General features: G+C 66.8%; 16 protein-coding genes and 2 pseudogenes. 13 read left to right on the forward strand and 5 right to left on the reverse strand.

Going from position 1 to position 23333, the window contains the following annotated elements:
• Positions 1 to 479 precede the first annotated feature (479 nt).
• The 12 genes and pseudogenes from BLV97_RS13785 to BLV97_RS13845 all read left to right on the forward strand — a co-directional run bounded on the left by BLV97_RS13785 (position 480) and on the right by BLV97_RS13845 (position 17654).
• Positions 480 to 1318, forward strand: a pseudogene (locus tag BLV97_RS13785) (tyrosine-type recombinase/integrase).
• Between the two features lie 12 nt (positions 1319 to 1330).
• Positions 1331 to 2375, forward strand: a pseudogene (locus BLV97_RS13795) (IS3 family transposase).
• Between the two features lie 271 nt (positions 2376 to 2646).
• On the forward strand, positions 2647 to 4116 hold the full coding sequence (zwf, locus tag BLV97_RS13800; protein ID WP_035837420.1) for a glucose-6-phosphate dehydrogenase: 1470 nt from the start codon (positions 2647 to 2649) through the stop codon (positions 4114 to 4116).
• Positions 4113 to 4784, forward strand: coding sequence for a 6-phosphogluconolactonase (gene pgl / locus BLV97_RS13805; protein ID WP_035837423.1), 672 nt, complete (start codon positions 4113 to 4115; stop codon positions 4782 to 4784). The genes zwf and pgl overlap by 4 nt, the downstream gene beginning before the upstream one ends.
• Positions 4785 to 4793: 9 nt before the next feature.
• Positions 4794 to 6392, forward strand: a complete 1599-nt coding sequence (gene pgi, locus BLV97_RS13810) for a glucose-6-phosphate isomerase (RefSeq protein WP_035837425.1) — start codon at positions 4794 to 4796, stop codon at positions 6390 to 6392.
• 273 nt (positions 6393 to 6665) lie between these two features.
• The gene (locus tag BLV97_RS13815) at positions 6666 to 8702 is read left to right on the forward strand and encodes an ASKHA domain-containing protein (protein WP_035837427.1); all 2037 of its coding nucleotides are present in this window, start codon (positions 6666 to 6668) and stop codon (positions 8700 to 8702) included.
• Complete coding sequence (locus BLV97_RS13820) at positions 8702 to 9913, forward strand: sigma-70 family RNA polymerase sigma factor (RefSeq protein WP_081824856.1); 1212 nt, start codon at positions 8702 to 8704, stop codon at positions 9911 to 9913. The genes BLV97_RS13815 and BLV97_RS13820 overlap by 1 nt, the downstream gene beginning before the upstream one ends.
• Before the next feature lie 400 nt (positions 9914 to 10313).
• Positions 10314 to 11123 (forward strand): anti-sigma factor domain-containing protein, encoded by an 810-nt coding sequence (locus tag BLV97_RS13825; protein ID WP_051645784.1) that lies wholly within the window; start codon positions 10314 to 10316, stop codon positions 11121 to 11123.
• 122 nt (positions 11124 to 11245) lie between these two features.
• Positions 11246 to 12484 (forward strand): N-acetylmuramoyl-L-alanine amidase, encoded by a 1239-nt coding sequence (locus BLV97_RS13830; protein WP_035837429.1) that lies wholly within the window; start codon positions 11246 to 11248, stop codon positions 12482 to 12484.
• A gap of 256 nt (positions 12485 to 12740) precedes the next feature.
• Entirely contained in the window at positions 12741 to 15311 is a 2571-nt protein-coding gene (locus BLV97_RS13835; RefSeq protein ID WP_035837432.1) for a penicillin-binding protein 1A, read from the forward strand.
• Positions 15312 to 15413: 102 nt separating this feature from the next.
• A complete protein-coding gene (gene prfB, locus BLV97_RS13840) occupies positions 15414 to 16538 on the forward strand; it encodes a peptide chain release factor 2 (RefSeq protein WP_035837434.1) in 1125 nt (374 codons plus the stop codon).
• Between the two features lie 279 nt (positions 16539 to 16817).
• A complete protein-coding gene (locus BLV97_RS13845) occupies positions 16818 to 17654 on the forward strand; it encodes a DUF2189 domain-containing protein (RefSeq protein WP_051645785.1) in 837 nt (278 codons plus the stop codon).
• Here the strand turns inward: BLV97_RS13845 and BLV97_RS13850 are convergent.
• Positions 17614 to 19032: an MFS transporter gene (locus tag BLV97_RS13850; protein WP_081824857.1), complete on the reverse strand. Its 1419-nt coding sequence runs from the start codon at positions 19030 to 19032 to the stop codon at positions 17614 to 17616. The two genes, BLV97_RS13845 and BLV97_RS13850, sit on opposite strands and share 41 nt — an antisense overlap.
• A gap of 393 nt (positions 19033 to 19425) precedes the next feature.
• Between BLV97_RS13850 and BLV97_RS20815 the strand changes: the two genes are divergently transcribed.
• Positions 19426 to 19608 carry a hypothetical protein gene (locus BLV97_RS20815; RefSeq protein ID WP_143037542.1) on the forward strand — a complete coding sequence of 61 codons (183 nt, stop codon included), beginning with the start codon at positions 19426 to 19428 and terminating at the stop codon, positions 19606 to 19608.
• 111 nt (positions 19609 to 19719) lie between these two features.
• Here the strand turns inward: BLV97_RS20815 and BLV97_RS13855 are convergent, their stop codons facing one another.
• The 4 genes from BLV97_RS13855 to urtC all read right to left on the reverse strand — a co-directional run bounded on the left by BLV97_RS13855 (position 19720) and on the right by urtC (position 23331).
• A complete protein-coding gene (locus BLV97_RS13855) occupies positions 19720 to 20568 on the reverse strand; it encodes a DUF2793 domain-containing protein (protein ID WP_035837436.1) in 849 nt (282 codons plus the stop codon).
• Positions 20569 to 20669: 101 nt separating this feature from the next.
• On the reverse strand, positions 20670 to 21365 hold the full coding sequence (urtE, locus tag BLV97_RS13860) for an urea ABC transporter ATP-binding subunit UrtE (RefSeq protein ID WP_035837438.1): 696 nt from the start codon (positions 21363 to 21365) through the stop codon (positions 20670 to 20672).
• 2 nt (positions 21366 to 21367) lie between these two features.
• Entirely contained in the window at positions 21368 to 22108 is a 741-nt protein-coding gene (gene urtD / locus BLV97_RS13865; RefSeq protein WP_035837440.1) for an urea ABC transporter ATP-binding protein UrtD, read from the reverse strand.
• Entirely contained in the window at positions 22105 to 23331 is a 1227-nt protein-coding gene (gene urtC, locus BLV97_RS13870) for an urea ABC transporter permease subunit UrtC (RefSeq protein ID WP_035837442.1), read from the reverse strand. Before urtC ends, urtD begins: the two co-directional genes overlap by 4 nt.
• Positions 23332 to 23333 lie beyond the last annotated feature (2 nt).

Here is a 23333-nt window from a genome sequence, read left to right on the forward strand (position 1 = left end):
ATTGGCAGAGAAATGATATCAATCAACCCGATCAGCAGGTGCAACGAGTAGCTTAATTTACGCCAGATCCTGTCCAAGAGACGGGGAGTAGCTCAAGGCTCTTGGCCTTCAGCCGCATGTGCACGGCGCACGGCGCGGTGGTGCGGTCAGCGTTCGGGCCGAATTCCGGGTCTCATTTTCTTTAGCACCGCTGCAAGATGAATCGTGGCTCGGCCAGGCGACCGCAGTTGCTTGCATGGCGCGGGCGGTGTCGCGCTCACGCGCGGCGCTCGTGGAGTTGATGTTTGGGGAAAGAGCGGCCCAGGGCCGAAGCCGCTCGCGCGGCATTGGCGCCTGTGGCTGGTGGTCCGCGATGATCTGAACGCTGTGCATTTGGGCCTGTCCGTTCTGTCCGACGATTGGGGTCTCTCAATTGTCAGACAGGAGGTTCGCATGACGAGGAGAGAACCACACTGCTTCGCGAGCGGATGATCGAAGGCATGCGTATCCGCGGGATGGGCGAGAAGGCCCAGCAGGCCCACATCCGGGCGATCAAGGACTTCGCCGCGTTCCTGAAGCGACCCCCTGATGCGGCCACGCCGGAGGAGCTTCACGCCTACCAGTTGTACATGACCGACACCGGGATCACGCCGACCACGTTCAACGCGTGCATCGTGGCGCTCAGGTTCTTCTTCGGTATGACCTGCGGGCGCGAAGACATGAAGCGCTACATGCAGTTCCGCAGCCAACCGCGGAAGTTGCCGGTCGTCTTCAGCGTTGAGGAGGTGTCCGATCTGCTGATGGCCGCCCCGGGCCGGGTCTCAAATACCGCGCGGCGCTCAGCATCTCCTACGGGGCCGGCCTGAGAGCCGCGGAGGTGTGCAACCTCAAGCTCAGCGACATCGACAGCGACCGGATGCTGATCCATGTCGAGCAGGGCAAGGGCAAGAAGGATCGCAAGATCATCTTGGCGCCGGGGCTGCTGGAGCTGCTGCGCGACTACTGGCGCGAGGCCCGCCCCGAGGGCTGGCTGTTCCCCGGCAAGCCGAAGATCAACCCGATGTCGCCGCGTCAACTGAACCGGGCCTTCACCTCGGCCAAGCAGATGGCGGGCATCGCCAAGCCCGCCACCCTGCACACGTTGCGCCACAGCTTCGCGACGCATCTGCTGGAGGCCAATACCGATGTCCGCGTGATCCAGGTGCTGCTCGGCCATGCCAAGCTCACCACCACCGCCCAGTATACCCATGTGGCGACCCGGACGATCCGCGATGTCGTCAGCCCGTTCGAGGCCCTGAGGAGACCGCAGGACCGGACCGTGAAGCGAAGCCTGGAGTGACGGGCGGGGGCGTTGCCCCGGCCAGCGCTGGAGATCGCTGATATCTTCCGTGCCCATGGGTCCGCGTGGCGGCGGGCCAATGCCGGACATGTCAGCCTCGGCCAGCTCAAGGTGATGTCGGAGATCGAGACCTGCTGGACCGAGGCGCTCGGCGGCCATGTCCGCCATTGGTCCGAGGACAATGGCGAGCGGTCGTCACCCGCCGAAAGTTCTGGGGCCTGATCGCGAGCGCGAACTGGTTCTCGGGATGTGCCGCGATTGGGCGGTCTCGATCCGTAAGGCCTATGGGGCCATCGGGTTCGACCGTTTGACGTTTCGCTACAAGTCCCGCCGCGCCGATCAGGCCGCCGTCGCCGAGCGGATCCGGGAGATCTGCGAAACGCGTGTGCGTTATGGCTGTCGGCGGGTTCACATCCTGCTCGAGCGCGAGGGATGGAACATCAACATCAAGAAAATCTATCGGATTTACGGAGAGTTGGGTTTGCGACTCGGGAACAAGAACCCGAAGCGGCGGGTGAAGGCCAAGCTGCGTGACGACCGTGCCGGGGCTGTCGGTCCGAACGAGGTCTGGGTTAGGGACTTCGTTCACGATCAACTGGCGACGGGCAAAAAACTGAGAATGAGCATATTGACGGTCGTAGACACCTTCTCGCGGCTCACGTCCCCGTCCTTGACGCGCGCCACAGATACCGCGGCGAGGATGCGGCCACGACGTTGGACCGCGTTTGCGGGAAGACCGGCTATCCGAAGACCACCCGGGTCGACCAGGGCAGCGAATTCGCGTCCCGTCACATGGACCTCTGGGCCGTTCAGCGTGGCGTGACCCTCAGCCTCTCTCGACCGGGAAAACCGACCGACAATGCGTTCATCGAAGCGTTCCATGGCCGGTCCCGGGCTGAGTGTCTGAACCAGCACTGGTTTCTGTCCCTTGAAGATGTGGCGAAAAGCTGGAGGCTTGGCGTAGGTGTTACAATAAGCATCGATCCCTCAGCGCGATCGGCGCAAGGTCCCGGTCATGCTGATGAAATCGGGGGACGCAGCCAGCCCGTGTGCCTGATGAACGGCGGAAACTCTGATAACGCCCGAGGGCGCTTCGCGTAGCACAGCATAAACCCGCAGCCTCTTGTCATGAACGACGGACTCAAGGGGGGGGGGGCAGGGCATCGTCTGCACATTTGCGGGGCATGGCAAGGCGGGCCTTCGCCGACCGCGCTTCCAGCCGCCCCTTGCTGCACCGGAATGGGGTGCTAGACTCATCGGAGCGCTGCGGCTAAAACGACATCCGTTAGCGCTAACGAGCATCCGTAACGCGGTGGAAGCGAGGGCAGATGGTCTCACGAGTAATTCCGGTCGATCCGTTCGACCTGGTGATCTTCGGCGGCACCGGCGATCTTGCCCGGCGCAAGATCCTGCCCGGGCTTTACCGGCGGTTCCTTGCCGGCCAGATGCCCGAGGACGCACGGATCATCGCTGCCGCGCGCTCTGAGATGGACGAGGATGCCTATCGCGCCTTCGTGGCCGAGGCGATCGCCGAATTCGTCGAGCCGGGGCATCGAGACAAGGCCCAGATCCAGGCCTTCCTGGCGCGGCTGTCCTATGTCGCGACGGATGCCAAGGGGTCGGATGGCTGGGATTCCCTCAAGGCGCTGATGCGCGACGGGGTGGTGCGGGCCTTCTATTTTTCGGTCGCGCCGTCGCTGTTTGGCGCGCTGGCCGAGAAGCTGCATGAATACGGCATCGCTGATGGCGACAGCCGGATCGTGGTGGAAAAGCCCTTCGGCCGCGATCTGGCCTCGGCCCGGGCGCTGAACGCCACGCTTGCGGCGCATTTCAATGAAACCCAGATATATCGGATCGACCATTACCTGGGCAAGGAAACCGTCCAGAACCTGATGGCGGTGCGCTTTGCCAATTCGTTGTTCGAGCCGCTGTGGAACGCCCAGCATGTGGATCATGTCCAGATCACCGTGGCCGAAACGGTGGGTGTCGGCGGGCGCGGTGAATATTACGACCGCGCCGGCGCAATGCGCGACATGGTGCAAAACCATATGATGCAGCTTTTGTGCCTGATCGCGATGGAGCCGCCCTACAAGTTCGAACCCGACGCCGTGCGCGACGAGAAGCTCAAGGTGATCCGCGCGCTGACCGGGGTGGGCCATGACGAGATCGTGCGGGGCCAGTACCGCGGCATGCCCGCGCGCGAGGGGCGCAAGGCCGAACCCTCCTACACCGAGGATGTCGGCAACGCCCACAGCCGCACCGAAAGCTATATCGCGCTGAAGGTGGGGATCTCGAACTGGCGCTGGCAGGGGGTGCCGTTCTACCTGCGCACCGGCAAGAAGCTGCGCAACCGGATTTCCGAGATCGCCATCACCTTCAAGGAGCCGCCGCATTCGATCTTCGACGAGGACGACGCCTGGCGCGAGAACGTGCTGGCGATCCGGCTGCAACCGGACGAGGGCATGACCCTGACGGTGATGATCAAGGAACCGGGGCCGGGCGGAATGCGATTGACCGAAATGCCGCTGGACATGTCCTTCGCCGATTGGTTGTCGGAAGACGCCGATATCCCCGACGCCTACGAGCGCCTGATCATGGATGTGATCCGGGGCAACCAGACCTTGTTCATGCGCGGCGACGAGGTCGAGGCCGCCTGGGCCTGGGCCGATCCGATCATCGCCGCCTGGGAAGATCGCGGCGAGCGTCCGCATGGCTACGATCCGGGTTCTTCGGGGCCCGAGGACGCGCTGATGCTGATGCACCGGGATGGCCGCCGCTGGAGGGAGATACGCGGATGAAATTCGTCGAATATCCGGACCGTGACATGATGTTCCTGTCGCTGGCCGACAAGCTGACCTCCGAACTGGGGGATTTCCTGCGCCGCGAGCCGCGCGCCACCTTCTGCGTGCCCGGCGGCACCACGCCGGGGGCGGTCTTCGATGTGCTGGGCGATATCGATCTGGATTGGGGCCGGGTGTCGATCCTGCCGGGCGATGAGCGTTGGCTGCCCGAGGACGCGCCGCGGTCGAACGCGCGGTTGGTGCGCAGCCGGTTGATGCAGCACAAGGCCGCGGCGGCGCAATTCGTGTCGCTTTACAACGGTGCCGAGACGCCCGAGGCCCGGCTTGACGACCTGACCGAAGCCGTGCGCCCGCATCTGCCGATCTCGGTGCTGCTGCTGGGGATGGGGGGCGACATGCATACCGCCTCGATCATTCCGGGCGCGGAGGGCGCCGATGCGGCGTTGGCCGCCGACGCGCCGCTTCTGGTGCCGATTCGCGTGCCCGGAGCCAACGAGGCGCGGATCACCCTGTCGATGCCGGTGCTGAAGGAAGCGATGAAGATCCATGTGTTGATCACCGGCCCCGAGAAGCGCGCGGCGCTGGAGAAGGCGGCCAAGCTTTCGCCGGCCGAGGCGCCGATCCGCGCCGTGCTGGACGATGCCACCGTCCACTGGGCCGAATAGGGGACAACCATGAGCACCTGGGATGACCTTGCCGCGCATCAGGCATCGGTGGGGCAGCGCGCCTTGGCGCAATTGTTCGAAAATGAAAATCGGGCGGCCGAGTTTTCTGCGCGAGCAGAGGGCATCCTGTTCGATTATTCGAAGACAAACATCGACGCCACAGCCCGGGCGCTGTTGATCCGGCTGGCCGAGGAGGCCGGTGTTGCCCGCCGCCGTGACGCCATGTTCGCGGGCGCCAAGATCAACGAGACCGAGGACCGCGCGGTCCTGCATACGGCGCTGCGCGACCTGAACGCCAAGGTCACGGTCGACGGCGCCGACGTGATGCCCGCGGTGCGCGAGGTTCACGCCCGCATGTCCGCCTTCGCCCGCGACGTGCGCGAGGGCCGCTTCGCCGGACAGGGAGGCGCGATCACCGATGTGGTCAATATCGGCATCGGTGGCTCGGACCTGGGCCCGGCGATGGGCGCGCAGGCGCTTGCCCCCTATGCCGACGGGCCGCGGACGCATTTCGTCTCGAACGTCGATCCGGCCCATATCCATGACGTTCTGGCGCCGCTCGATCCGGCGACGACGCTGGTGATCGTGGCCTCGAAGACCTTCACCACGCAGGAGACGATGGCCAACGCCGCCGCCGCGCGCGACTGGATGGCGGCGGGCGTCACCGATCCGGCGGCGCAATTCGCCGCCGTCTCGACGGCCGAGGACAAGACCGCGGCCTTCGGCATCGCGCCCCAGCGGGTCTTCGGCTTTGCCGATTGGGTCGGCGGGCGCTATTCGATGTGGGGTCCGGTGGGGCTTAGCCTGATGATCGCCATCGGGCCCGAACGTTTCGACGATTTCCTCGCCGGCGGCCGCGCCATGGACAATCACTTCCGCACCGCGGCTTTCGTCGACAACTTGCCCGTGCTGCTGGCGTTGGTGGGGGTCTGGCACAACCAGATCTGCGGCTATGCCACCCGCGCGGTGCTGCCCTACGACCAGCACCTGGCGCGGCTGCCCGCCTATCTTCAGCAGCTCGAGATGGAATCGAACGGCAAGCGCGTCGCGATGGACGGCACCACGCTGCCGATGAATTCCGGCCCGGTGGTCTGGGGAGAACCGGGGACCAACGGCCAGCATGCCTTCTACCAGCTGATCCACCAGGGGACGCGGGTCGTTCCTTGCGAATTCCTGCTGGCGCGCGAGGGACATGAGCCGGAACTCGCGCCGATGCACCGGCTGCTGGCGGCCAATTGCCTGGCGCAGTCCGAGGCACTGATGCGCGGCCGCTCGCTTGACGAGGCCCGCGCGGCCATGGCGCGCAAGGGGCTGCGGGGCGACGAACTGGAACGGCAGGCCCGGCACCGGGTCTTCCCGGGCAACCGGCCTTCCACCACGCTGCTCTATCCTCGGCTCACCCCCTTCACCCTGGGCCAGATCATCGCGCTCTATGAACACCGGGTGTTCGTCGAAGGCGTCATTCTGGGGATCAACAGCTTCGATCAATGGGGGGTAGAGCTTGGCAAGGAACTGGCCGCCACGCTGGTCCCGATGCTGGAGGAAGGCGCCGACGCGGATACCAAGGACGCCTCCACCCGGATGCTGATCGATTACCTGCGCGGCTAGTGCGGCTGTAGCCCCCGGCGCCGGGGGGCGCACCCCGTTGCCATTGTCGATCGGACCGATGGCGACCCCATGGAATATTTTCCAAGGTGAAGAACAAAGAACGCCCCTTCTGCTTTCACTTTGGCCCAAATACTCCGGGGGCGCAGGGGGCAGAGCCCCCGCCGCGGCCTCGCGACCAGCCAAAGCGGCGAGGATCGGCCGCCGGATGCCGCAAACGCCCATTGCACCGCCTGCGGCAGCCCCTAGAACGGAGGCAGGACGAAGGAGCGGTTCATGGCTGACGACGACGCGCTGGTGATCTTCACGCCCTCGGGCAAGCGGGGCCGGGTGGCCCGGGGCACCCCGGTGCTGCAGGCGGCACGGCAATTGGGGGTCGATCTCGATTCCGTCTGTGGGATGCGCGGGATTTGCTCGAAATGCCAGATCACGCCGGGCTACGGCGAATTCCCCAAGCACGGCGTCCATGTGAAGCCCGACGCGCTGAGCGAATGGAACGCCGTCGAGGAACGCTATGACCGGGTGCGCGGCCTCAAGGAAGGTCGGCGCCTGGGCTGTCAGGCCAGGATCATGGGCGACGTGGTGATCGATGTTCCGCGCGAAAGCCAGGTTCACAAGCAGGTGGTGCGCAAGGAGGCCGATGCCCGGCCGATCGTGATGGACCCGGCCACGCGGCTTTACTACGTCGAGGTGGCCGAGCCCGACATGCATGTCCCCACCGGCGATCTGGAGCGGCTGAAGGCGGCGCTGAAGGATCAATGGGAGATCCCCGAGATCAGCGCCAATCTCGACGTGCTGCGCCAATTGCAGCCGGCGCTGCGAAAAGGGGAGTGGAAGGTGACGGTGGCGCTGAGCCAGGGCAATCACGACGCCCACCCCCGGCTGATCGACATCTGGCCCGGCTTCTACGAGGGGCGGCTATATGGCCTTGCGGTCGATCTGGGCTCGACCACGATTGCGGCGCATCTGGTGGATCTGCGCAACGGTTCGGTCGCGGCCTCGGCCGGGGTGATGAACCCGCAGATCCGCTTCGGCGAGGATCTGATGAGCCGGGTGAGCTACGCGATGATGAACCCCGGCGGCGATGTCGAAATGACCCGCGCGGTCCGCGAGGCGCTTGATGGCCTGGCCGAGGATCTGGCGGAGGCGGCGAAGATCGAGCCGCCCCAGATCGTCGAGGCGGTGATCGTATGCAATCCCGTGATGCATCATCTGCTTCTGGGCATCGACCCGGTCGAACTGGGCCAGGCGCCCTTCGCGCTGGCGGTGTCCAGCGCGCTTGACCTGCAGGCCCCCGATCTGCAGCTTTCGGCGATCAACCCGCGCGCCGGGATCTACATCCTGCCCTGCATCGCCGGACATGTGGGTGCCGATTGCGCCGCCGTGGCGCTGGCCGAGCAGCCGCAGAAATCCGAGGACATGGTGCTGATCGTCGATGTCGGAACCAATGCCGAGCTGCTTCTGGGCAACAAGGAAAAGGTCGTGGCCTGCTCCTCTCCCACCGGGCCGGCCTTCGAGGGGGCGCAGATCAGTTCGGGCCAGCGCGCCGCACCCGGCGCGATCGAGCGGATCGAGATCGACCCGGTCACCAAGGAGCCGCGATTCCGGGTGATCGGCTGCGACATATGGTCCGATCAGCCCGGATTCCAGGAGGCCATCGCAGGCACTGGAATCACCGGGATCTGCGGGTCGGGCATCATCGAGGCGGTGGCCGAGATGCGCATGGCCGGCATCGTCGACGCGAAGGGCCTGATCGGCTCGGCCGCGCAGGTCGGCACGCCCCGGATGGTCGCGCAGGGCCGCACGCACAGCTACCTGATTCACGACGCAAGTCCCGATGGTGGCCCGATAATCAGCGTCACCCAGGGCGATATCCGCGCGATCCAGCTGGCCAAGTCGGCGCTGTACGCCGGGGCGCGGCTGCTGATGGATGAACTGGGCATCGACACCGTCGACCGGGTGGTCCTGGCCGGGGCGTTCGGGGCGCATATTTCGCCAAAGCATGCAATGGCCATCGGCATGATTCCGGATGTTGCTCTTGAAAATGTGATCTCGGCGGGCAATGCTGCTGGAACGGGAGCGCGGATTGCCCTGTGCAACACCGAAGCCCGCAGCGAGATCGAGGCCGTGGTACGCGGCATTCACAAGGTGGAGACGGCGATAGAACCGAGGTTTCAGGAGCATTTCGTCAACGCGAACGCGCTGCCGCACGCCACTGATCCCTTCCCCCATCTGAATGCGATCGTGCCTTTGCCAGATGTCTCGTTCAACATCGGCAGCGACCGGGAGGGCGGTCGCAGGAGGAGGCGCTGATGACTGATCACACCGGCCCCAGTGCGGGCCTATTGTTGAGGATTGCCCAGCAGGACCGCGAGGCGTTCCGAGGGCTCTACCGAACCGTTTCGGCCAAACTCTACGGGGTCGCGTTGCGCATTCTGGGCAACAAGGCCGAGGCCGAGTTGACCGTGCAGGATCTGTTCACCCGGATCTGGCTGCACGCGGGGCGATTCAATCCCGATCGCGAACGAGGGCTGGATTTCCTGATCTGCATGGCGCGCGACAGCGCGATCGACAGGCGTCGCGCCCGCGGCCCGGTGCCTGCCGACGGATCGGGCCACGAGACCGCGTTTATGGCGCATGAGGCGGATTTGCGCCATCCCGAAGGCCTGTCGCGGGTCGAACCGCGCTGTGCGCAGGCGATCACCGCCGCCTATCTGGGCGGGCTGACCCATGCCGAGATCGCCGCGGCCTGCGGTAAGCAGGAAGCCGAGGTGCGCCCGCTTCTGCACGATGCCTTCCGCCAGATCGCCGCCGTCGGGGAACCGAAGGCATTGCCGGGGCTCGTGGTGCCAGACGACGACTGCTCTGAGGATGGGATGCTGGCGGCGGAATTCGTGCTGGGCTCGCTAAGCCTGGAAGAGCGCCGCATGGTGCAAAGACGTCTGGCCAATCTGCATGATACCGCCTTTGCCGCCCATGTCGCGCTGTGGCGGGCGCGGCTGGCGCCGCTGAATGCGGCCTATGCGGCGGTTTCCGCGCCGGATCTGCTGACCATGATCGAGGCGCGCATCTTCGGCACGCCGGTGGCCGTGCAGCAAAGCAACCTCAAGCGGATGGCGGTTGCGATGTTCGGCGGGGTCGCCGCGATCGCAGTGGTCGCGGCGCTGACCGCGATCGCGGTGCGCGACACCACCCCGCCGCCCGAACTGTATGCCGCAACGCTGGAAGCCGGTGGCAATCAGCTGATCTTCGCGGCGGCCTGGGATCCGGGCAGCCGCAAGTTCGAAGTGCTGCGCACGGGCGGGCCGGCACCGGCGCCGGGCAAGGATTATCAGATCTGGCTGCTGCGCGCGGATGGCGCGGTGCAGCCGCTGATGATGCTGCGCGGCGAAGAAAACGTCACCCTGATCTCGCATATCCCGCGCGACGCCAAGCTCGGCGTCACGCTGGAGCCAACTAGCGACGGCCTGGCGGCGAAGCCTTCGGGGCCGATGCTGCTGACTGGCAAGGTGCAAAGGCTCTGACCGCGCTCCGCGCGGCCTGAGCGGGCCTTCGACGGGGGAGGCCCGTTTCGGCCTTTGGGCAGAGGCGGGCCCACGCAAGCAGTGCGACGCGCGCCGCCCGCGCCATGCAGGCGGGCGCCTCGGGGGGCGGCGCGATGGCGGTGGCCCTGGTGGCAGCGCCTTGCCGCGGCACGCTGTCGCGGACCCCAGTGCCGCCATGCTTCGATAGGGCCATGCAGCCCGGCGCGCCTGCTCCGCGCCGACCCTTGGTGGTGGCGGACTCAGGCCGATCCGCCCCTCTTGCCGGGGCGGGAAGGGTCTGTTCAAATCGCCGCACGCCCGCGCCCATGCGGGCAAAGGGTTCTTGCATGAGTCTCGAAACGATCACGGCCGAAGCCGGCGGCGCGGCGGGGCGGCAGGCATGAGCGCCGATCCCCTTGCCGATCTGATCGGGCGGCTCGCCGCGCGCGACCGCGCCGCGCTGCGCGATCTTTACGATGCGGCGGCGGACAGGCTTTTCGCGGCCATCTTGCACATCCTGCGCGACCGGGCCGAGGCCGAGGACGCGCTGCAAGAGACATTCGCCCGCATCTGGCAGCGCGCGAAGCGCTTCGATCCGGCGCGGGAAGGGGCGATGGCCTGGCTGACTGCCATCGCCCGCGATTGCGCGGCCGAACGGCGGCGCACCAAACCCGCCGCGCCCGGCCGGGCCGCGAAGGATCCGCGCCCCGCAGCCGACCCCCTGCCTGCGCCCGACCTGCTGCCCGGGATCGAGGTGCGTCTGTTCGGCAACCGCGCGCCCGGCCGCCGGCGCTACTTGCTGCGCGCGATTTTCGTCCTGACGGCGGCGCTGGCGCTGGCGCTGGCGGTCGTGGTGTTCTGGCAGGCCGGCGGCCAGCGCCCGACGGCGCCCCGTTCCGCCGCCACGCTGGAACAGCGCGGCGTGAAGCTGGCCTTCTCCGCCGAGTGGAGCCCCGCAACCCGCGAATTGCAGGTCACCCGCACCCTGGGGCCGCCGGCCGGGCCGGGGCACGATTACGAATTGTGGCTGATCGACCGATCCGGGGCGCCGGTCTCGTTGGGCCTGTTGCGCGGCCATCTGTACCGGGCGGCGGTGCCGGCGCTGCCGCCAGGCGCGGAATTGGCGGTCAGCCTGGAACCCATGGGGGGCTCGCGCACGGGGCAGCCAACGGGGCCGGTGCTGGTCAAGGGTGTGGTCGCGCGGCTCTGACGATGTGCCCGCCTGGGTGACGGTTGGGGTGGCGGCTGGGAGGCAACACCTGTTCGCTACGGCGCGCGCGGGGCGTTCCCCGCCCGTCCCGCTTGCGCTAATGTGGCCGAAAAAGGCGAGGCATGAGCAGGCTTGTCGCGATTTTCAGGCTGGGTTTCCTGGCGTGGCTTCTGGCCGCGCCGCTTGGTCATGCCGAACCGGCGCTGTCGGCGCTTGCGCGGTTCGAGCCGCGGGCGTCGGCCATTACCGACAGCGGCGGCGACATCGCGGTGCGCCTGGCGATCAGCCAGCCGGTGCCCTGGCGGGTCCGGGTGCTGGACCATCCCGCCCGGCTGGTCGTCGATTTCCGAGAAGTCGACTGGGGCGATGTCTCGCGCATGTCGCTGTCGCAATCCCGCCATATCAAGGCCTTGCGCGCCGGCCCGCTGCGCCCGGGCTGGTCGCGGCTGGTTCTGGAACTTGACGGCCCCTTCGGTGTCGCGACGGCCGAGATGCGCACCGATCAGGGCGGCGCGGGCGGCGCGGTGGTGCATCTGCGACTGCGCCCCGAGTCCGAGGCCGATTTCGCCACTGCCGCCGCACGCCCCGACCCCCCGGGCTGGTCGCTGCCGAAGCCCGCGCAGATCGGCCTGTCGAAGCACCGCCAGACCGGGGACCATCCGCTGATGGTCGTGATCGACCCTGGCCATGGCGGCATCGACCCGGGCGCGGTCTATGGCAAGGAACACGAGGCCGATATCGTGCTGGCCGTGGCGCGAAAACTGCGCGAGGCGCTGCTGCGCGCGGGCGGTTTCGACGTGGTGATGACACGCGATGCCGATGTCTTCGTGCCGCTCGAGACGCGGGTTTCGGTCGCGCGCGAGGCGGGGGCGGATCTGTTCCTGTCGCTTCATGCCGATGCGATCCCGGTCGGGCATGCGACCGGCGCCACCGTCTATACGCTGTCGCGCAAGGCGACCAACCGGGCCTCGGCGCTGCTGGCCGAACATCACAACCGCGACGATCTGCTGTCGGGCGTCGATCTGTCGGGAACCGACGATATCGTCGCCGGCCTGCTGATGAGCATGGCGCAGGCCGACAACATGCCACGATCGGATGCCTTTGCCCGCGATCTGGTCCAGGTGATCCGGCACGCCGGCATCCGGATGCACGACCCCGCCCATGAAGAGGCCGATTTCGCGGTGATCCGATCCCCCGACATCCCCTCGGCGCTGCTGGAACTGGGCTTTCTGTCTTCGCCCCGGGACCGCAAGCGGCTGGAGGATCCGGCCTGGCAGGACCGCATGGTCGCGGCAATCGTCCGCGGCATCCGTGCCTGGGCGGTGAAGGATGCGGCGCAGGCGGCGCTCTTGCGGCGCTAGCGGGGCCCGCTTCCGCCCGGCGCACGCGTGAAGGACGTGGCGCGCGCCCGGGCGGGGCTGGCGCGGCCCGCCCGAACTGGCCCCTGTTTTGGCCCGCTACGCGCCCCGGGTCATGCAATCGCGCGCCCGCCTTGCGCCCTCTTCTCGCGTCCATGTGACGCGCTGTGGCGGAAAACGGCGCGGGCGCGGACGCTCTTGTTTTGACCCCGGGGGGGCGAGTGCGTATATGAGGAGCGATTTTGACGTGGGGCGATCCTTGATCCGGGCAATTCTTTCCTTTTTTGGCGCCATCTATTCCTTCCTGACGATGTCCCTTGTTTTCGGCGGACTGATGGGCGTCGGGATGTTCTGGATGTATTCGCGCGATCTGCCCAGCTATGAACTGCTGGCCCAGTACACGCCGCCGACGATCAGCCGGATCTACAACGGCGAAGGCCAGATCATCGACGAATTCGCGCACGAGCGGCGGATCTACACGCCGATCCGCGACATCCCCCCGCTGGTCAAGGACGCCTTCATTTCGGCCGAAAACAAGACCTTCTACACCGATCCGGGTTTCGACGTGCAGGGCATCGCCGCGGCCGTGGTGGAGATCGTCAAATCCCACGGTCGCCGGATTCGCGGCGGCTCGACCATCACCCAGCAGGTGGCCAAGAACTTCTTGCTGTCGGGCAACCGCACGATCGAGCGCAAGGTGAAGGAGCTGATCCTGTCCTACCGGATCAGCCAGACCTTCTCGAAGAACCGGGTGCTGGAGCTTTATCTGAACGAGATCTACCTTGGCGCGAATTCCTACGGCGTGGCGGCGGCGGCGCAGACCTATTTCAACAAGACGCTCAGCCAGCTGACCCCGGACGAGGCCGCCTATCTGGCCGCGCTGCCAAAGGCGCCGTCGCAACTGGGCCCGGTGCGCGACAAGAAGGCCGCGACCGCCCGGCGCAACTATGTGCTGAACCAGATGTATCTGAACGGCTACCTCACCAAGGCGGTGGCCGAGAACGCCGAGAAGCAGCCCCTGCGCAGCGTGCAGAACGGCGATTTCCCCGCCTTCCGCGAAAAGCTTCCGCCGCGCGACTACTTCACTGACGAGATCCGGCGCGAGCTGTCGGAAACCTTCGGCAAGCAGGAATTCTTCGGCGGCGGCCTGACGATCCGCGCCACTGTTGATCCCCAGACCCAGCAATGGGCGGCCGAGGCACTGCGCCACGGGCTGGAGAAGTTCGACCGCAGCAAAGGGGTTTGGCGCGGCACCGGCAAGACGATCCCGGCCGCCGATCTGAAGACCGAAGTCAAGTGGCGCGCGGCGCTGGCCAATACCGATGTGGCGCGCGATGTGCCCGGCTGGCATCCGGCCGTGGTGCTGTCGGTGAAGAAGACCTCGGCCGATCTGGGGATCGAGGGGGTGCCCGACAATGCCCCCGAGGGCCATGAGCTGACCGACAAGAATCTGGTCTGGACCCACAAGCGCGAACACGACGGCAAGATTGTTCGCGCGCGTGATCTGGATGCGCTGCTCAAGCCGGGGGATGTGGTCTTCGTCAAGGCAGAGCGGGCCAAGGACGGCAGCTTTCAGCAATGGTCGCTGCGCCAGATCCCGCAGATCGAGGGCGCCTTCATGGCGATGGATCCGCGCAACGGCCGGGTGCTGGCGATGCAGGGCGGCTTTTCCTACCAGAACTCCAGCTTCAACCGCGCTACCCAGGCCGAACGCCAGCCCGGTTCCTCCTTCAAGCCGATCATCTACGGCGCGGCGCTCGACGACGGCTTCACCCCGGCGACGATCGTGATCGACGCCCCGATCGAGGTGAACACGCCCCAGGGCCTGTGGCGGCCGAAGAACGCCGAGGACAAGTATTACGGGCCGACGCCGATGCGCACCGGCCTGATCCATTCGCGCAACCTGATGACCATCCGCATCGCCGAACAGATCGGCATGGACACGGTCGCGCGTTATGCCGAACGCTTCGGCGTCTACGATCCGATGCAGCACTACATCGCCAACGCGCTGGGCAGTCAGGTGACATCGCTGTTCAAGCTGATGGGCGCCTATTCGATGATCGCCAATGGCGGCGAACGGGTGACGCCTTCGCTGGTATCGCGGGTGCAGGACCGGTTCGGCAAGACGATCTACCGCCACGATCAGCGCATCTGCACCGATTGCAAGGATCCGAACCTGCCCCCCGGCCAGTCCCCCACCATCGAATCCAATCGCCAGCGCGTGTTGGACCCGATCGCGGATTACGAACTGATCAAGATGATGGAGGGGGTCGTGAAATCGGGCACCGCCGCGGGCCGGGTGAACCTGCCGGTGCCGGTGGCGGGCAAGACCGGCACGACGAACGATTCCAAGGACGTGTGGTTCATCGGCTTCACCACCAACCTCGTGGCGGGCTGCTACATGGGCTATGACACGCCGCGCTCATTGGGCCGAGGCGCCTATGGCGGCACGCTCTGCGCGCCGGTGTTCAACGAATTCATGCAAAAGGCGGTGAAGAAATACGGTGGCACCACCTTCCCGGTCCCGCCCGGCGGGCATTTCGTCAACGTGGATCGCTACACCGGAGCCGCGATGGACCCTTCTGCGACCGGACCCGATGTCGTGTCGATCTACTTCCGTGACGGGGATGCGCCGGGCCTGGGTATCGGCGTGGTCGACGGCGGTTTCAAGATGGGGTCGAACCTGCCGCTGTTCACCCCGGGCGAGAACGACCCCACCTCTGACGGCGGGGTCGGGCAGAAACAGACCGTCACCACCTCGTCGGGCAAGGTCAAGGTGCTGCCCGGCAAGGCGACCTTCGGCACCGTCAACTCGGGCGGGCTTTACTAAGCTTGCCCGGGGCCGGGGATGACGTTATCACCGATCGTCCATTTCGCGTGAACCGTGTCACCGGTTTCACCTTTCCAACCCGCGATAGCCGAAGGGGCCCAAATGCGCGCCGAGATCCAGTCCATCGTCTCCGAGATCGAGAAAAGCCTGAGCCTGCTGGGCCAGCGGCTCGACGTCGAGACGGCGCCGCACCGGCTGGAGGAATTCAATGCGATGATCGAGGATGGCGATCTGTGGTCCGATCCCGCCCGCGCGCAGAAGCTGATGCGCGACCGCCAGGCGCTGATGGACGCGCTGGGCACCTATGAAGGCATCGCCAAGGAATTGTCCGACAATGTCGAGCTGATCGAGATGGGCGAGGCCGAGGCCGACGCCGAGGTCGTGGCCGAGGCCGAGGACGCGCTGCGCGGCCTGCGCGACAGGGCCGCCGAGAAGGAGCTGGAGGCACTTCTGGACGGCGAGGCCGACGCCAATGACACCTTCCTCGAGATCAACGCCGGCGCCGGCGGCACCGAGGCCTGCGACTGGGCCCAGATGCTGCAACGGATGTATGTGCGCTGGGCCGAGAAACGCGGCTTCAAGGTCGAGCTGCAATCTGAAGAGGCGGGCTCCGAGGCCGGGATCAAGTCCTGCGCCTACAAGATTTCGGGCCACAACGCCTATGGCTGGCTGAAGTCGGAATCGGGCGTGCATCGGCTGGTCCGGATCTCGCCCTTCGGCAAGGGTACGCGCGAAACCTCCTTTGCCTCGGTCTGGGTCTATCCGGTGGTCGACGACAATATCGAGGTCGAGGTGAACCCCTCGGATATCCGCATCGACACCTACCGCTCGTCGGGGGCCGGCGGGCAGCATGTGAACACCACCGATTCGGCGGTACGGATCACCCACCTGCCGACCGGGATCGTGGTGACCTCGTCGATGAAATCGCAGCACCAGAACCGCGAGATCGCCATGAATGCCTTGAAATCAAGGCTTTATCAGATGGAACTGGATCGGCGGAACGCGGCGATCAACGAGGCGCACGAGGCCAAGGGCTCGGCCGGCTGGGGCAACCAGATCCGGTCCTATGTGTTGCAGCCCTACCAGATGGTTAAGGACCTGCGCACCGGGCACGAGACATCGGATACCCAGGGCGTGCTGGACGGCGACCTCGACCCCTTCATGGCCGCGACCCTGGCGATGGACGTCGCCGGTAAAAGCCGCGCCGAAGCCCGCTCCGATCTCTGACCCGACCGCGCGCGCCCCGGCCATGACGCCATGCCAGACCGGGACCGGCTGCGCCCCGTGCGGGAACCTGTCCGTGTTCCGTCTTCATTCTGATGGAAATATCCCGGCGTTGCAGGGGGCAAAGCCCCCGCCCGCCGCGTCGGCATCCCCTGCCGCACCGGCAACCGGATCGCCTTTCCTGCGGCGAAGGGCCGGGTTTCGCGCCGCCCGTCCGGCGGAATCCTCACGGACATTGCCCAAGACCCCGTCCTCCCTTAGCCTTCGTTCAAGGAGGATTGCATGACCCGAGACGAGGCTCATCTACAGGCATCCGGAATACCGGTGGTGCGCATGATCGGCCTGCAGGATCTGACCTGGGCGCTGCGCCAAGGCTGGCGCGATTTCCGCACCGCCCCGCGCTGCGGGCTGGTGTTCTCGGGGATCTTCGTGCTGGGCGGGCTGGCGCTGGTCTGGCTTCTGGCGATTTCCGGCTATCTCTGGGTCAGCTTGCCGGCCGCGGCGGGCTTTCCGATCCTCGCGCCCTTCGCGGCGGTCGGGCTTTATGAGGTCAGCCACCGGCTGGAACGGGGCGAGCGCACCAACATGGCCGGGATCCTGCGCGTGGTGTTTCGCCAGAAGGACCGCCAGATCCCTTCCATGGCGGCGGTGATCGTGATCTTCTTTCTGTTCTGGAACTTCCTGTCGCACATGATCTTCGCGCTGTTTCTCGGCGTCTCGACCATGACCAACATCAGTTCTTCCTGGGAGGTGTTCCTTACCCCCAACGGTCTGATGATGCTGGGATTCGGCACGCTGGCGGGCGCGGCCTTCGCAGGGCTGTTGTTCTCGATCACCGTGGTCAGCCTGCCCTTGCTGCTGGACCGAGAGGTCGATTTCGTCACCGCGATGATCACCAGCGTGACCACCTGCCTTGCCAATCCCGGCACCATGCTGACCTGGGGCGCGCTTTGCGCAGCGCTATTGTTTCTGGGGATGATCCCCGGCTTTCTGGGCCTGTTCGTCGTGCTGCCGGTGCTGGGCCACGCCAGCTGGCACCTTTACCGCCGCGCGCTGGAACCGGAACCGGCGCGCCCGCTCAGGACGGCGCGCGCCACATCGAGCGACGTGAGAGGCTGAAAAGCGCGGCCAGCGCGGCCGCCGCGCCGCCCAGATAAAGCGCATAGACCGAGCCCGCCATCCCGAACCGCGCCAGCATAAGCGCCACCAGCGCCGCCCCCACCGATTGCCCGGTCAGCCGCGCGGTGCCCAGCACGCCGCTGGCCGCGCCGGATCGTTCCTTCGGCGCGGTGCCCACCATGGTGCGATTGTTGGGCGCCTGGAACAGGCCAAAGCCCACCCCGCAGACCGCCATGCGCCAGGCGATATCCCAGATATTCGGATGTGGCGGCAGCACCGCCAGCAACACCATCCCCGCCGCCAGCAAGACCATTCCCCCCGCGCCCAGCAGCGCCGGCGATCGGCTGTCCGACAAGCGCCCCGCCAGCGGCGCGGCGAAGGCGATCGCCAGCGGCCAGGGCATCATCAGCAGGCCCACCATTTCGGGGCGGAAACCCATGCGTATCTGAAACAGGAACGGCAGCGCGACGAAGGCCAGAAGCTGTGTGGTGAAGGCCGCGACCGAGGCCGCCACCGACAGGCTGAAGATCGGGATGCGCAGCAGATCGACCGGCAGCATCGGGTGGGACCTTTGCGCCTCGCGGCGCACCAGCAGGGCAAAGCCCGCCACGCAGGCGATCACCTGGGCGGCGACCAGCGGCCAGCTCAGCGCATGTCCGATCGAATCGATGGTCGAGATCACCAGCCCCAGCGACAGCGCGCTCAGCCCGGCGCTGATCCAGTCGAACCGGTGGTCCGAGCGGTCCGAATGCGGCAGGCTGGGCCAGCCTACCGCCAGCGCCAGCACCCCCAGCGGGATGTTGATCGCGAACAGCCATTGCCAGCTTAACCGGCTAAGCATCGCACCGGCCAGCACCGGCCCCACGGTGGCGGCGATCGCGACGACCAGCGCGTTGATCCCCAGCGCCGCGCCGAAGCGGTCGCGCGGCACGACATAACGCAGCACCGCGGTGTTGACGCTCATCAATCCCGCCGCGCCCAGCCCCTGCACCACCCGCGCCATGGTCAGCGTGGCCAGCGAATCCGACATCACGCAGCCGACCGAGGCCAGGGTGAACAGCGCGATCCCGCCCAGATAGACCCGCCGGTAGCCGAAGATCTCGCCCAGCGAGGCCAGCGGCAACAGCGCCATCACGATCGCCAGTTGATAGCCGTTGACGATCCAGATCGAAACCGAGGCCGGGGCGTTGAAATCCTGTGCGATGGTGGGCAGGGCGACGTTGGCGATGGTTCCGTCCAATACCGCCAGCATCAGCCCCAGGATGATTGCGACCCAGGCGAATTGGCGGCGCGGGCGCGGCAACCCGTCGACATGGACGGCAGGGGCTGCGGGGCGGGATCGTGCGCCCTGGCCCGGATCTACCTGTATGTCTCGCATCCGCCGCCTTGTTCCCGCCAGCGCAAACCCATTGTCAGCACGGCGAAAAATAGCGTGGCCCCCGGCAAGATCCAGCCCCGGGGGATGTTTTCGCCAAGCGACACCGGTCGCGTGGGGGGGGGGCTCGGCAGGCAGATATGGGGGGCCCGGGGCTTGCGTCCGCCGCCGGCGGACGAATCAGCCAGAGCCCGGCCGAAGCGGGTGCGAGGCGTGTCGGCGCGCGTCGTCCCGAAATCGCGATGCCACGGATCCGACCGGCGCCGGGGCCTAGGCCGTTGCCTCGCTTGCCCAGGTGCGCGCGATCCGTTCCAAGTGCCATCTCGTGGGTCGCGGCGGGCCTCGAATGGTGGATAATGCGCGAACGGATACACTGATTCACACCAGGAGACCTGAATGCGCCGACACTCCCCCAGAGCCCCGCAGATCGCCACCGGAGCCCTATTTTTCGCCGCACTCACCTTCGGCGCCGAGGCCGGAACCGGCATGGAACTGCATGCGGCCGTTGCCGTCGCGGCGGTCTCGGGGGTGGCTTTTGGCGTGATGGCCAGCATCTGGCGCCTGCTGCGCGGGGGCTAAGGCCCTGGCCATAGGCCTGGTCTTCCTTGTGGCGAAAATATCCCCGGGGCGGGCGCAGGGCGCGCGCCCCCTCCAGAGCCCGGTCTTGCGCGCGAAGCGCGCGCCGCCGGATCAGACGCTGACCACGGCCCGGTCCGTCACCCGGCGCCAGGCTGCGCCGTCCGAAAATGCCGGCACCGCGCCGCCCAGTTCATCGGTGACGAACAGCATCGCCCCGGCGCCGGCGGCCACTGGATCGGGCAGGGCGGCCACCGCGAAATTCCCCATCCGCACCGGCCCCGCGACATCCAGCGCCGTCGAAGGCGCCGCGGTGCCGATGCCGACATTGCCGCTCGCCGCCGCGACCACCAGCGCCTCGTGCCAGGTGCCGCCGTCGGCGGAAACCTTGACGTGCCAGTTGTCGTCGCCGGTGCAGCCGAATTCCGCGCGCCCTGACCAGTTGCTTTGAAACAGCATTGAGGCGGTGTTGCCCGGCGCGCCCTTGTTCACCACCACCCGCGCGTCGCCCGTGCCCGGCGTGACGTCGTCATGCGAAATCAGCACCGCATCCGATTTCACCGTCAGCCGGTTGGTGGTATCGGCCGCCGCGTTGATCCCGAACAGGGGCGCGCCGGTCACCGCCGGCACCACCGGGGTCCAGGATGCGCCGGTCCAGACGACAAGCCGCGCCTCGTCCTCGACCCAGGCAAGCCACCCGTCCTGCGGCGGATGAAAGACCCACACGCCCTCGACATAGACCGCAAGTTCCAGCGGATGCCCGGCCCATAGCCCGCTGGCGGCGGCGGCGACGATATGGCGCTCGCCCTCGGCGGGGCTTGCGGGCGGGCTGCCGGCGCTGCGCCCGACCACGCCGATCTGCACCAACGCGTCAAGGATGCGCAGCGCCTCGTTGTGGGTGACATGTTTCTGGGCCTGGTTCGGCTCGATGAAGGGCAGGCCCAGGTTGGCAGTGTTTTGCATGCGCTCGGTCCTTGTTGGCAAATTCACCGCGCAACATGCCAAGGCGCGGTTAACGCCGGGCAAGCGGGGCGTGCGCTGCCCCGCGCGAAAGGCGCAACACCCTAGACCGAGACGCTTTGCTTCAGCACCTCGCGGTCGAGATCGGCCTTGCGCCCGGCCAGCGCCACCTGACCGCGCTTGAGCACGCAGAAGGCATCGGCCAGCCCATAGGCGAAATCGAAATATTGCTCGACCAGAACGATCGCCACATCGCCGCGCGCCTTCAAAAGCGCAATTACCCGGCCGATCTGCTGGATGATGTTGGGCTGGATGCCCTCGGTCGGCTCGTCGAGCAGCAGCACCTTCGGCCGGGTGATCATGGCCCGCGCGATCGCCAATTGCTGCTGCTGTCCGCCCGACAGATCGCCGCCGCGCCGGTGGCCCATGTCGCGCAGCACCGGGAACAGTTCATAGATCTCGTCGGGCACCCGGCGTTCGGTCCGGGGCAGCAGGGCAAAGCCGGTTTCCAGGTTCTCGCGCACCGTGAGCAGCGGAAAGATCATCCGCCCCTGCGGCACATATCCCAGCCCCTTGCGCGCCATCGCCTGCGCGGGCAGGCGGCCCAGCTCCTCTCCATCGAGGCGCAGGGTTCCGTCCGAGCGCGCATGCGCCCCGGCAAGCGCCTTCATCAGGCTGGTCTTGCCCACGCCATTGGTGCCCATGACGCAGGTGACCTCTCCCGCGCGGGCCTGAAGGTCGATCCCGTGAAGGATCTGAGAGCCCCCGTAATGCAGTGTAAGGCCTTGGCATTCCAGCATGATCAGCGCCCCAGATAAACCTCGACGACCTGCGGATCGGCGGTGACATGGTCGATCGAGCCCTCGGCCAGCACCGACCCCTCATGCAGCACCGTGACCTTGCAGTTCAGTCGCCGGACGAACTCCATGTCGTGTTCCACCACCACCACGGCACGGGTCTTCGCCAGATCGACCAGCATCGCGGTGGTCTGTTCGCGCTCGGCCAGGGTCATGCCTGCCGCCGGTTCGTCGACCAGCAGAAGCCGCGGCTCTTGCGCCAGCAGCATGCCTATCTCCAGCCATTGCTTCTGGCCGTGGCTCAACTCTCCCGATTTGCGCGCCAGATGCGCGGCCAGGCCCACCTGATCGGCCAGTTCCAGCACCCGGGCGTGATCGGCGGGGCCGGGGCGCCAGAACAACACCTTCCACGGGCCCCGCGCCGCCTTCAGCGCCGTCATCAGGTTGTCGGCGACGGATTGGTCCTCGAACACCGTGGGGCGCTGGAACTTGCGGCCGACGCCGATGCGGGCGATCTCGGCCTCGGATCGGCGCAGGAGCGAGATCGATTTCTCGCCAAACAGCACGCGGCCCGCGTCGGGGCGGGTCTTGCCGGTGACGATATCCATGAAGGTGGTCTTGCCGGCGCCGTTCGGCCCGATCACGGCGCGCAGTTCCGCCGGGCCGATCTGGAACGACAGGTTGTTGATCGCGCGAAAGCCGTCGAAGGTGACGCAGACGCCGGAAACCTCCAGCAGGGAACTCATTCCTCGGCCTCCCTTTCCTGCAGCGATCCGGTGTCCGGCCCCAGCGGCGCGCCATGGCGCGGCGGCGCGCGGCGTCCGGTGATCAGGTCCACCAGCCCGCCCAGCCCCTGCGGCGCGAACAGGGTGACCAGCACGAAGGCCAGCCCCAGAAGCACCTGCCACCAATCGACCCAGTGGATCGTGGCAAAGCCCAGCGGCACATCGGGCGCCCGCCCGCCGGTGAACCACGACGACAGAAGCGAGACGAACACTGCCCCCATCACCGCGCCGTACAGCCGCCCGCGCCCGCCGATCGCCACCCAGACGGCCAGATAGATCGACGCGATCGGGGCCAGTTCCGCGGGGTTGATGATGCCTGCCTGCGGATAGTAAAGCGCGCCGCCGATCCCGGCGATCACCGCCGTCAGTGCAAAGACGAAAAGCTTGTACCCTTCAACGGGATAGCCAAGGAACCTTACCCTTTGCTCGTCGTCGCGGATCGCCCGGATCACGGATCCGAACTTGCCCGACACGACCCAGGCAAGCAGCACATAGGCCAGTGCCAGCGCGGCGGCCGAGGCCCAGAAGAACCAGATCGACAGCCATTCCTGCGGCACATGGTTCAGGCCGGGGATGTTCTGCAGCCCCGACAGGCCGTTGTTGCCGCGCAGGCCGCTGTCGTTCTGAAACAGCCACAGCGCCAGCGCCAGTGTCATCGCCTGGGTCAGGATCGACAGATAGACGCCCGCGACGCGGCTGCGGAACGCCAGCCAGCCGAACGCCAGCGCCAGCGCCGCCGGCACCAGCACCACCAGCGCCAGCTGCGCGGGCAGGGATCCCGCGAAGGCCCAGATCGCGGGCATCTTCGACGATCCGACCACCCCGAAGATCTGGCTGGCGATGCCGTCGTGAAGCTCGGCCGGGGTAGGGGGGATCGGGCTTTTCGCCAGCGCGGCGAAGACGATCTCCTCCGTGCGGGCATACATCAGCCACATGCCGATCATGTAGCCGCCGACCGCGAAGAACGCCATGTGCCCGAGCGACAGGATGCCCGTGTAGCCCCAGACCAGATCCATCGCCAAGGCCACCATCGCAAGGCACAGCGTCTTGCCCAGCGTCTTGACGAAAGAGGTCGAGATCACCCCCGTCCCGGTCCCCGGCGACATCAGCGTCACCGCCAGGGTGAAGACCGCAAGGATCACCAGAAACCACAGCACCGAGGGGTTCTTCTTCACAAACGTCATGG

The organism is Allgaiera indica, assembly GCF_900106675.1.
Classification (GTDB): domain Bacteria; phylum Pseudomonadota; class Alphaproteobacteria; order Rhodobacterales; family Rhodobacteraceae; genus Acidimangrovimonas; species Acidimangrovimonas indica.

Excerpts from the sequence above, each read along its gene's own strand:
- BLV97_RS13845 (WP_051645785.1), top strand. The coding sequence starts at position 16,818 with ATGACCCGAGACGAGGCTCATCTACAGGCATCCGGAATACCGGTGGTG.
- pgi (WP_035837425.1), top strand. The coding sequence starts at position 4,794 with ATGAGCACCTGGGATGACCTTGCCGCGCATCAGGCATCGGTGGGGCAG.
- pgl (WP_035837423.1), top strand. The coding sequence starts at position 4,113 with ATGAAATTCGTCGAATATCCGGACCGTGACATGATGTTCCTGTCGCTG.
- prfB (WP_035837434.1), top strand. The coding sequence starts at position 15,414 with ATGCGCGCCGAGATCCAGTCCATCGTCTCCGAGATCGAGAAAAGCCTG.
- BLV97_RS20815 (WP_143037542.1), top strand. The coding sequence starts at position 19,426 with ATGCGCCGACACTCCCCCAGAGCCCCGCAGATCGCCACCGGAGCCCTA.
- BLV97_RS13855 (WP_035837436.1), bottom strand. The coding sequence starts at position 20,568 with ATGCAAAACACTGCCAACCTGGGCCTGCCCTTCATCGAGCCGAACCAG.
- BLV97_RS13825 (WP_051645784.1), top strand. The coding sequence starts at position 10,314 with ATGAGCGCCGATCCCCTTGCCGATCTGATCGGGCGGCTCGCCGCGCGC.
- BLV97_RS13830 (WP_035837429.1), top strand. The coding sequence starts at position 11,246 with ATGAGCAGGCTTGTCGCGATTTTCAGGCTGGGTTTCCTGGCGTGGCTT.
- zwf (WP_035837420.1), top strand. The coding sequence starts at position 2,647 with ATGGTCTCACGAGTAATTCCGGTCGATCCGTTCGACCTGGTGATCTTC.
- urtE (WP_035837438.1), bottom strand. The coding sequence starts at position 21,365 with ATGCTGGAATGCCAAGGCCTTACACTGCATTACGGGGGCTCTCAGATC.
- urtC (WP_035837442.1), bottom strand. The coding sequence starts at position 23,331 with ATGACGTTTGTGAAGAAGAACCCCTCGGTGCTGTGGTTTCTGGTGATC.
- BLV97_RS13820 (WP_081824856.1), top strand. The coding sequence starts at position 8,702 with ATGACTGATCACACCGGCCCCAGTGCGGGCCTATTGTTGAGGATTGCC.
- BLV97_RS13815 (WP_035837427.1), top strand. The coding sequence starts at position 6,666 with ATGGCTGACGACGACGCGCTGGTGATCTTCACGCCCTCGGGCAAGCGG.
- urtD (WP_035837440.1), bottom strand. The coding sequence starts at position 22,108 with ATGAGTTCCCTGCTGGAGGTTTCCGGCGTCTGCGTCACCTTCGACGGC.
- BLV97_RS13850 (WP_081824857.1), bottom strand. The coding sequence starts at position 19,032 with ATGCGAGACATACAGGTAGATCCGGGCCAGGGCGCACGATCCCGCCCC.